This is a genomic window from Flavobacteriales bacterium (genome assembly GCA_025210805.1).
Classification (GTDB): domain Bacteria; phylum Bacteroidota; class Bacteroidia; order Flavobacteriales; family CAJXXR01; genus JAOAQX01.
Map to the genome: position 1 here is coordinate 26,290 of JAOAQX010000009.1, position 8,866 is coordinate 35,155.

The following is an 8,866-nucleotide window of genomic DNA, read 5'->3' on the forward strand; positions in this document are numbered from 1 at the left end:
CTGTATGGTATAACGACAGATATGTTGAAGATTAAAGTTATTTATACCTTCTTCTCACACCCAAAATAAAGAAAGCTAGAACGATTGTATTGATTAATATTTCTACCTTTAGTAGGTATTTTGGAACTTCATTATTAAAACTTGAGCCAATTTTCAAAAAGGGCAATGCATCAATACCTCCCAATAAGTACTCTATTTTAACACTCTCTAAAAATTTAAATAGAGACCAAGCATTTTCATGTATTGGTGAAAAATCATTTATAATCCAAATATTAATAAAAGGCCAACCAATGAAAACTAAAAAAAGTAATATACCCAAAGGTTTGGAATAATCAACAGTATATCCCCCTACATAATAATAAATTTGATGAACAATCCATTCCCAACTATATTTATTCTGAAGATTAAGTACTCTTCTTTTCATTTCCATTTCCGAAAAATACGCTTTACCAACAAACTCTATCGAACTATTCGATACGAATGATATTTTTAATTGTCTATATAACTCTTCCATGCCCTTAAAATGCTTAATAATATCACCCCCCTTATCAGGTTTATTTTCCCTATATAAAATAATTCGATTTGATTTTCCCTCATTGAAATTACAATTCATAAAGTGAATTGTAGAAATATTTGTACTTCTAATACTCCATTTATTAATATCGCAACTACTCACAATAATATTCCCAGTAAAACTTACGTAATTCAACAACACGGAACCATCCAGATGATTAATACTTAAATGACTACCTAAAAATCGAACACCTGAAAATTCCATAAAATTATTTACATGCTTCAAATTTATATTCCAGAATCTTGTACTATTCCCTAAAAATATAGCATTTGTAAACAATAGTTTTGCCTTCTCAACTGTAATACTATGCCATGTAAAGTCCTTATTGAATACGCAGTCCGTAAAGTCTACATCCACATCATTCCTAAATTGAGAATTCTCAATTAGAAAAAACCCATCAAATCTCACTGAATAACAATCCATTCCACAATCAAGTTCAGTCCCAGAGAAACTAATATCACCACCTAGAATCGAATTACTAAAGGTTAATACATTTTTAAAATGAGCTCCATAACCACTTAACTTTTTAAAAAACAAATCTCCTTCTAAACAAACTTCATTCTCGAATGTAGAATTATTAAAGTTAATATCTTTAAAATGTGATTGCGAAATTTTTATTTTGCCTTTAAACAGGGCATTAGCAAATACAAAACTTGTTTCGCTCTTAAACAGTTTAGAAATATTAATATTTCCTTTAAATTCAGAAAGATTAAAAAGGTAATCACCTTTTTTAAATGGTAAATCAGAAAAATCAATATCGGTAGTGAATTTACAAGTTGTAAAATCCATTCTTCCCTGTTCAACAAATTGCCTAAACTCCTTATTATTTATTTCCTCTATTGACATGACTTAACTTTAAAAGTTAAATATATAGCTATTATTCTTGATTTTAATTAACTAGACATGAAATATACACTAGGAATATTTAAATTTTCTTGTTCAAAAAAAACAAGATAATCTTCCTCTAAAACTCAAAAACACCTTCAGGAGTAATACAGAAATCCAGTGGAAAATCAAATTCATCTACATCGTCAATTTCTACGGGCTGAGTATCTAGAGTTAAACCAATTAAAATAGTGTTTTCTCGGCATTTTGCTAGAAAACGATCATAAAAGCCTTTTCCATATCCCACACGATTTCCTTTTTTATCAAATGCTAAAAGAGGCACGAAAACCACATCAATAGACTCTTCATTTACATGAATTCCACGAATGGGTTCTGGGATTCCAAATTTCGTTTTATACAACTCCGTATCCACATCATAGCGAATATGCTCAAGAGTCATATCTTTAAAATCTGCTTTGGGCAAAGCAACTTCTTTCCCTAATTCATCTCTTAAAAAATGAATAAAAGGCCAGGTATTTACTTCTTTATTTCTTTTTATGGGGAGAAAAGAATGATAGACTTGGTGTTGCCAAATGGGGAGTCTTCTGGCGTGTTCAAAAATTTGATTAGACAAGCGATCAACTTCTTTTTCTTTAAGTTGCTTTCTGTATTGTACTATTTCTTTTCTAATTTCTTCTTTTTTCATTTCTAATTATTTGTTGGTAGTTTTTATATTTTCTCTGAGATTACTGCCAAAAATCAGCATTTGGATAAAGATAAAAAAATAGAAGTTGAATTCGATCAAAAATCAAACCCAACTTCTTTACTTTATAGAATTTACCTAAAATTAGTGAGCAAATTCTGCAAGGTAACGCTCAGCATCCAAAGCTGCCATACAACCCGAACCTGCTGCCGTAATTGCTTGACGATAGATTTTATCTTGAATATCTCCTGCGGCAAATACCCCTGGCTTATTCATTTTTGAACTTCCTGCTTCTGTTATTAAATAACCTGATTCATCCATATCTAGCTGACCTTTGAAGACATCTGAGTTTGGCTTATGCCCAATAGCTACAAAGAATCCTGTTGCTGGAATATCGTATTCTTCTCCTGAAGCACTATCTTTCACTCTTACTGCTTCCACTCCTTTTTCTCCAAGAATCTCTACTGTACTGTGATTGAACTTTACATCTACATTTTCGATATTTAAAACTCGAGTTTGCATAGCTTTTGAAGCTCTCATTTCGTCTTTACGCACTAGCATAGTAACTTTCTTACAGATTTTAGAAAGGTAAGAAGCTTCTTCTGCGGCTGTATCACCACCTCCAACAACTACAACTTCCTGTCCTCTATAGAAGAATCCATCACAAACCGCACAAGCCGAAACTCCAAAACCATTCAGCCTTTCCTCTGAAGGAAGACCCAACCATTTTGCTGAGGCTCCTGTTGAAATAATTACTGTGCGTGCTTCTATTTCTGTACTTTCATCAATAGTTACTTTATGCCAAGCTCCAGCTTCTTCTGCAAAATCTACTTTGGTAACCAATCCAAAACGAACATCTGTTCCAAAACGCTCTGCTTGAGCTTTTAGATCTTCCATCATCTCCGTTCCATTTACCCCTTTTGCATAACCTGGAAAATTATCTACCTCAGTAGTAATAGTCAATTGTCCTCCTGGTTGCATTCCTGTATAAACTACAGGTTTGAGTTCTGCTCTTGCGGCGTATATTGCTGCGGTATATCCCGCTGGTCCTGATCCTACGATAAGGCAATCTATTCTTTCCATATTCTTGTCGATCTTATGATTAATAATTTGATGTGTCAAAAGTAGTATAATTCAAATTGATGGTATGTGATAAATGATAAAAAAAATTTATAATTAAATATATTTAACCTATAATACCCATATGTGTTTATTTACTCATAAGTATTATACCTACACTTAATAAGTAACCTATATTAGTCATCTTCATCAATTCTTTTCGATTTTTTTTGGGAGAAATCAGTTCTCTGCTTTTCTATATTTTACAAAAGAAAAAGGATCATAAAAAAAAATCCATCTCTCTAGTAATTAAGAAAGATGGATTTTTTATTTAATATCAAGTCACCTTACAAGGTTCCTCTATTTTCTTGTTCTCTTTCAATTGCTTCAAAAAGTGCTTTGAAATTTCCTACTCCAAAAGATTGAGCTCCTTTTCTTTGAATAATCTCAAAGAACATCGTTGGTCTATCCACCACAGGTTTTGTAAAGAGTTGAAGTAGGTATCCTTCGTCATCACGATCAATAAGGATTCCATGCTTTTTCAATACTTCTACGTCTTCATCAATATCTCCTACACGCTCAAGAAGGTCGTCATAATAGGTTTCTGGTACATATAAAAATTCTACTCCACGATCCCTCATGGCAGAAACAGTTGCCACAATATCATTGGTAGCCACAGCTATATGTTGTACTCCAGGACCATTATAAAAATCGATATATTCTTCTATTTGGGACTTCTTTTTCCCTTCTGCTGGTTCATTTATTGGGAATTTTATTCTACCATTTCCATTACTCATTACTTTACTCATTAGAGCTGTAAAATCAGTAGAAATATCATCATCTGTAAAAGAAACTATTTGAGCAAATCCCATTACTTCTTTATAGAAATTACACCAAGTCATCATATCTCCCCAATCTACATTTCCTACCATGTGATCTACATAACGAAAACCAACTGGCTCTGGGTTATAATGAGATTCCCATTTTTGGTATCCTGGTAAAAATATTCCCTGATAGTTTTTACGCTCAACAAATATGTGTACCGTTTCTCCGTAAGTATGAATTCCAGATCTTACAACAAATCCGTTTTCATCTTCTTCTTTGGTAGGCTCCATATAAGATTTTGCCCCACGTTTGGTAGTTTCTTCCCAAGCTTTGGTTGCATCTTCTACCCAAAGTGCCACTACTTTTACTCCGTCTCCATGCTTGTCGATATGTTCGTTGATTACTCCACCTTCATCAAGAGGCGTAGTGAGCACCAAGCGGATTTTATCTTGTTTCAGCACATAGGAAACACGGTCTTTGAGTCCTGTTTCTAATCCTGCAAAAGCTTCAGATTGAAATCCAAAAGCGGTTTTATAAAAATGTGCAGATTGCTTTGCATTCCCCACATAGAGTTCTATATAATCTGTTCCTAACAAAGGCAAGAAGTCTTCTGCCTCGTCAAAAAGCTTCTCCAAACCATAAGTAATGTTTTGGATATTTTTTAGGTTTTTAATTTCTGCTGCCATAATTCTTTAGGTTTTATTTGCTTAGTGATGAAGCCAAGATTTGTGATAATCTTTTACTTCAAGCTCTAATGCTTGTTTGGTTATTTTTAAAGGTTTAAAGGTATCTACCATCACGGCGAGTTCTAATGTTTCTTTCTTTCCAATAGATCTTTCATAAGCACCGGGGTGTGGACCATGCGGAATTCCTGCTGGATGCAAGGTTATTTGCCCTTTGTCTATATCATTTCTGCTCATAAAATCGCCATCTACATAGTATAGAACTTCATCAGAATCTATATTTGAGTGGTTATATGGTGCTGGTATAGCGTCTGGATGATAATCATATAATCTTGGAACAAAAGAACAGATTACAAATGCATCCGTCTCAAAATTCTGATGAATTGGTGGAGGTAAATGAACACGCCCTGTAATCGGTTCAAAATCGTGAATTGAGAATGCATAAGGAAAATTATATCCATCCCACCCTACAATATCAAAAGGATGTGATCCATAGATATAATCATATAAAATTCCTTCTTTCTTGATTTTAATAAGAAATTCTCCCACTTCATCATGTGTTTCTAACTCTGATGGAGTTCTAAAATCTCTTTCACAAAAAGGAGAATGTTCTAGCAGTTGTCCAAACCAGTTTCTGTAGCGTTTTGGGGTATAAATAGGTCTATAAGATTCTACAATAAATAATCTATTTTCCTCTGTATCAAAATCTATTTGATAAATTATTCCTCTTGGAACTACTAAATAATCACCGTAAGAAAATGGAATATTTCCCAATTGAGTTCTGAGTGTTCCTGTTCCTTCGTGAATAAAAATCACCTCATCTGCATCAGCGTTTTTAAAGAAATATTCTCTGAGTGAGTTCTTTGGTCTTGCCAATTCTATGGTACAATCAGAATTCGTAAGCACTGGTGTTCTACTTTCTAAATAATCCTCTGTTGATTGTACATTAAATCCTTTATAACTTTTCATGACCATAGAATGCTCTTCGGCAATTTGTGGTCTAATTTCTTTTTTCCCTACTACGTCTTTTACAATCGTAGGTGGATGAATATGATACATCAGGCAAGACATTCCGTCAAAACCAATGGTACCAAATAATTGCTCGTGGTAAAGCTTTCCATTTTCGTCACGGAATTGACAATGACGCTTGTGTGGAACCTTCCCTAGTTTGGTATAAAAAGGCATAAACTCGTATTTTTCAGATTTGTTTTGGCAATTTAGAACTTTTTTTCGGCTCAAAAAAAGATAAATATCAGTTTAGATTATATAAATATGATAAATATCATGTTTTTTGATCACGTTTCTCTATCTAAATAAAATTTGAGCTATAATTTACAGAATTTATACCGATTATATGCTAAAATTACTCACTTATTGAGACAAACACACTTTAATTTTTGTTGAAAAAAACCATTAATATTCAGTACTTTTGACTGATAAAAATTTGTAGGATCTACTTATTGAATTTTAAATGACAGAATTTGAATCAGCAATTATTGATGTAGTTGATTTCCCAAAAGAAGGAATTCTTTTTAAGGATATTATGCCTGTATTAGCAAATCCGAAAGCGAGAAACCAAGCCCTCGAAGCCTTGAAAAAACACGCTCAAGAGTTTAAACCCGAAGCCATCGTAGGCATAGAAAGTAGAGGTTTTTTCTTTGGAATGCTCTTGGCTCATGAACTTGATATTCCCTTTATTCCTATCCGAAAAAAAGGAAAACTACCCGGTAAAACTCTTAGCCAGTCTTATAGTCTAGAATATGGAGAAGATCATATAGAAATACAAGAACATTCGATTCATGGTTTAGACAGGATTCTTCTTCATGATGATGTACTAGCCACTGGAGGGACTTGTGCAGCCGCACTAAAACTCCTTCAACAAGGTAAACAACGAGAAATTGCTGTTTCTTTTTTAATGGAATTAGATTTCTTGGCAGGAAAAGATAAAATCAAAGACCTAACAAATAATATTTTTAGCTTAAAAAACTACTAAACTAAAATCAGGATGAATTTTTCAAAAACCGAGACACAAAATATGATTGCCGAATCTGTAAGGCAATTTGCAAAACAACATATCCTTCCAGACATGATGGAGTGGGATGAAAACCAAACCTTCCCTATCGAAGTTTTTAAAAAACTAGGTGAGTTAGGATTCATGGGGGTTCTTGTTCCCGAAGAATATGGAGGTTCTGGACTTTCCTATTTTGATTATGTAACTGTAATTGATGAAGTTTCTCAACATTGTTCTTCTATAGGACTTTCTGTTGCCGCTCATAATTCACTTTGTACAGGACATATTTTACAGTTTGGAAACGAGGAACAAAAGAAAAAATGGCTTCCAAAACTTGCTACTGCCGAATGGATTGGTGCTTGGGGACTTACAGAACACAATACAGGATCTGATGCTGGTGGAATGAATACTACCGCTGTAAAAGATGGAGATTACTATGTATTAAATGGAGCGAAAAACTTTATTACCCATGCCATTTCTGGAGAAATTGCTGTTGTAATTGTAAGAACAGGAGAAAAAGGAGATTCACGAGGAATGTCTGCCTTTGTGATTGAAAAAGGAACTCCAGGTTTTAGCTCAGGTAAAAAAGAAAACAAACTGGGAATGCGAGCCTCTGAAACTGCCGAACTTGTTTTTGACAATTGTAGAGTGCATAAAGACAATATGCTTGGTGAAGAAGGTGAAGGATTTATTCAGGCCATGAAAGTATTAGATGGAGGACGTATTTCCATTGCAGCTCTTAGTTTAGGAATTGCAAAAGGAGCTTATAATGCTGCCTTAGCTTATTCAAAAGAGAGAGAACAGTTTGGTAAACCAATTTCGCAATTTCAAGCAATTGGATTCAAATTAGCAGATATGGCCACAGAAATCGATGCTTCTGAATTACTTATTTTCCAAGCATGTGATAAAAAAGAGAAAAAAGAACGTATGACTCGTGAAGGTGCTATGGCAAAATACTACGCCTCTGAAGTAGCATGCAAAGTAGCCAATGAAGCCGTACAAATCCTAGGTGGATATGGATACACGAAAGACTTCCCTGTAGAAAAATTCTACAGAGACGCAAAACTCTGTACCATAGGTGAAGGAACTTCTGAAATTCAAAAGCTGGTTATTTCAAAACATATTTTGGAATAAAAAGCCATTTATCAGAATATCAACTTTTTGATCACTTAAATATAAACCCATTTCTAAAATGAAATGGGTTTTTCATTTTTTTCCTAATTTAAAACTTCAAATTTTATTTTAAATCAGTATCTTTGCAATTCCGATTCGTCAGAAGAGTATTGGTGAATCGCTAGCTAACATACAACTAAGAAGATATAATTATGATTATCATACCAGTAAAAGAAGGAGAAGCGATAGAAAGAGCGCTTAAAAGGTTTAAAAGAAAATTTGACAAAACTGGAAAAATGAAAGCTCTTAGAACAAGAAAGCAACACACAAAAAGATCTGTTGCAAGAAGAGCTGAGTTGATTAAAGCGGCTTATATCCAACAAAAAAGACAAGAGGAAGAAGCTTAGAATTTTTTACCTTGAAAAAATAAAAACCATCGAAATTTCGATGGTTTTTTTTGAATCCGAACGTTTCTATATTAATCTACAATCTTCTTTTGCTCCAGCAATTATTTTTGCTTCTTTTGAATTTCATTGATTTCCTTTTTTGTTAAACCTGTGAGTTTAACAATGGTCGCAATATCAATTCCAAGTTTTAAAGACTCAATAACCACATTCTTTTTCTCTTCTTCAATTCCTTGTTCGATCCCCTGTTCTATTCCTTGTTCTATTCCTTGTTCAAAACTATAATCCAAGGAGTTTTGGATATCCCGATAATATTTCAAACTTCCTTCATAGTTTTCGTATTCGTCACGGGTCATTTTTGCTACTTCGGCGGCTTCAAAAAGTTTTTCGAAAATGGTTTCTCTTAGAGCATCAGGTACTCTATCAAGTTTATGGAGGTTTTTTATCACATAAAGCCATTTATCAAATCTGGTTTCTAGTTCGCCAACAGACTTGTTAAAATTGGGCATTTCGAGGTAGATAAAAGTAAGCTTATCATAGAATACTTTGTGGGTGTCAATATCCACCAACTGCACTTCGTGGAGGTATTTTTCTTTTTCCTCCTCGGTGTCGCCATCATTGTCAAATACAAAATCGAGAATCCCGATAGTGTAAACAGATTTTAGTTCA

At 33.7% G+C, this 8,866-nt stretch carries 9 protein-coding genes; 3 read left to right on the forward strand and 6 right to left on the reverse strand.

All coding sequences use genetic code 11. The annotated features are described in order from the left end of the window. Positions 1 to 37: 37 nt before the first annotated feature. The 5 genes from N4A45_05340 to N4A45_05360 form a co-directional block, all read right to left on the reverse strand. Positions 38 to 1,420, reverse strand: coding sequence for a hypothetical protein (locus tag N4A45_05340; GenBank protein ID MCT4664640.1), 1,383 nt, complete (start codon positions 1,418 to 1,420; stop codon positions 38 to 40). A gap of 118 nt (positions 1,421 to 1,538) precedes the next feature. Continuing rightward, positions 1,539 to 2,105 carry a 5-formyltetrahydrofolate cyclo-ligase gene (locus N4A45_05345; protein ID MCT4664641.1) on the reverse strand — a complete coding sequence of 189 codons (567 nt, stop codon included), beginning with the start codon at positions 2,103 to 2,105 and terminating at the stop codon, positions 1,539 to 1,541. Between the two features lie 141 nt (positions 2,106 to 2,246). After that, entirely contained in the window at positions 2,247 to 3,197 is a 951-nt protein-coding gene (gene trxB / locus N4A45_05350) for a thioredoxin-disulfide reductase (protein MCT4664642.1), read from the reverse strand. Positions 3,198 to 3,508: 311 nt separating this feature from the next. Further along, positions 3,509 to 4,672 (reverse strand): 4-hydroxyphenylpyruvate dioxygenase, encoded by a 1,164-nt coding sequence (gene hppD, locus N4A45_05355; protein MCT4664643.1) that lies wholly within the window; start codon positions 4,670 to 4,672, stop codon positions 3,509 to 3,511. A gap of 21 nt (positions 4,673 to 4,693) precedes the next feature. After that, complete coding sequence (locus N4A45_05360; GenBank protein ID MCT4664644.1) at positions 4,694 to 5,854, reverse strand: homogentisate 1,2-dioxygenase; 1,161 nt, start codon at positions 5,852 to 5,854, stop codon at positions 4,694 to 4,696. Positions 5,855 to 6,140: 286 nt separating this feature from the next. Here N4A45_05360 and N4A45_05365 point away from each other — a divergent pair, with 286 nt between their 5' ends. The 3 genes from N4A45_05365 (at position 6,141) to rpsU (ending at position 8,200) form a co-directional block, all read left to right on the forward strand. After that, positions 6,141 to 6,662: an adenine phosphoribosyltransferase gene (locus N4A45_05365; protein MCT4664645.1), complete on the forward strand. Its 522-nt coding sequence runs from the start codon at positions 6,141 to 6,143 to the stop codon at positions 6,660 to 6,662. A gap of 12 nt (positions 6,663 to 6,674) precedes the next feature. After that, the gene (locus tag N4A45_05370; protein ID MCT4664646.1) at positions 6,675 to 7,814 is read left to right on the forward strand and encodes an acyl-CoA dehydrogenase family protein; all 1,140 of its coding nucleotides are present in this window, start codon (positions 6,675 to 6,677) and stop codon (positions 7,812 to 7,814) included. A 191-nt stretch (positions 7,815 to 8,005) separates the two neighbouring features. Next, positions 8,006 to 8,200: a 30S ribosomal protein S21 gene (gene rpsU, locus N4A45_05375; GenBank protein ID MCT4664647.1), complete on the forward strand. Its 195-nt coding sequence runs from the start codon at positions 8,006 to 8,008 to the stop codon at positions 8,198 to 8,200. Between the two features lie 101 nt (positions 8,201 to 8,301). Here the strand turns inward: rpsU and N4A45_05380 are convergent. Further along, positions 8,302 to 8,866, reverse strand: a 565-nt coding sequence (locus N4A45_05380; GenBank protein ID MCT4664648.1) for an Rpn family recombination-promoting nuclease/putative transposase, incomplete at its 5' end; no start/stop codon positions are given.

Bases quoted from the DNA above. Each gene is read 5' to 3' on its own strand.
- hppD (MCT4664643.1), bottom strand. From the start codon at position 4,672: ATGGCAGCAGAAATTAAAAACCTAAAAAATATCCAAAACATTACTTAT.
- N4A45_05345 (MCT4664641.1), bottom strand. From the start codon at position 2,105: ATGAAAAAAGAAGAAATTAGAAAAGAAATAGTACAATACAGAAAGCAA.
- N4A45_05340 (MCT4664640.1), bottom strand. From the start codon at position 1,420: ATGTCAATAGAGGAAATAAATAATAAGGAGTTTAGGCAATTTGTTGAA.
- N4A45_05360 (MCT4664644.1), bottom strand. From the start codon at position 5,854: ATGCCTTTTTATACCAAACTAGGGAAGGTTCCACACAAGCGTCATTGT.
- N4A45_05370 (MCT4664646.1), top strand. From the start codon at position 6,675: ATGAATTTTTCAAAAACCGAGACACAAAATATGATTGCCGAATCTGTA.
- N4A45_05365 (MCT4664645.1), top strand. From the start codon at position 6,141: ATGACAGAATTTGAATCAGCAATTATTGATGTAGTTGATTTCCCAAAA.
- rpsU (MCT4664647.1), top strand. From the start codon at position 8,006: ATGATTATCATACCAGTAAAAGAAGGAGAAGCGATAGAAAGAGCGCTT.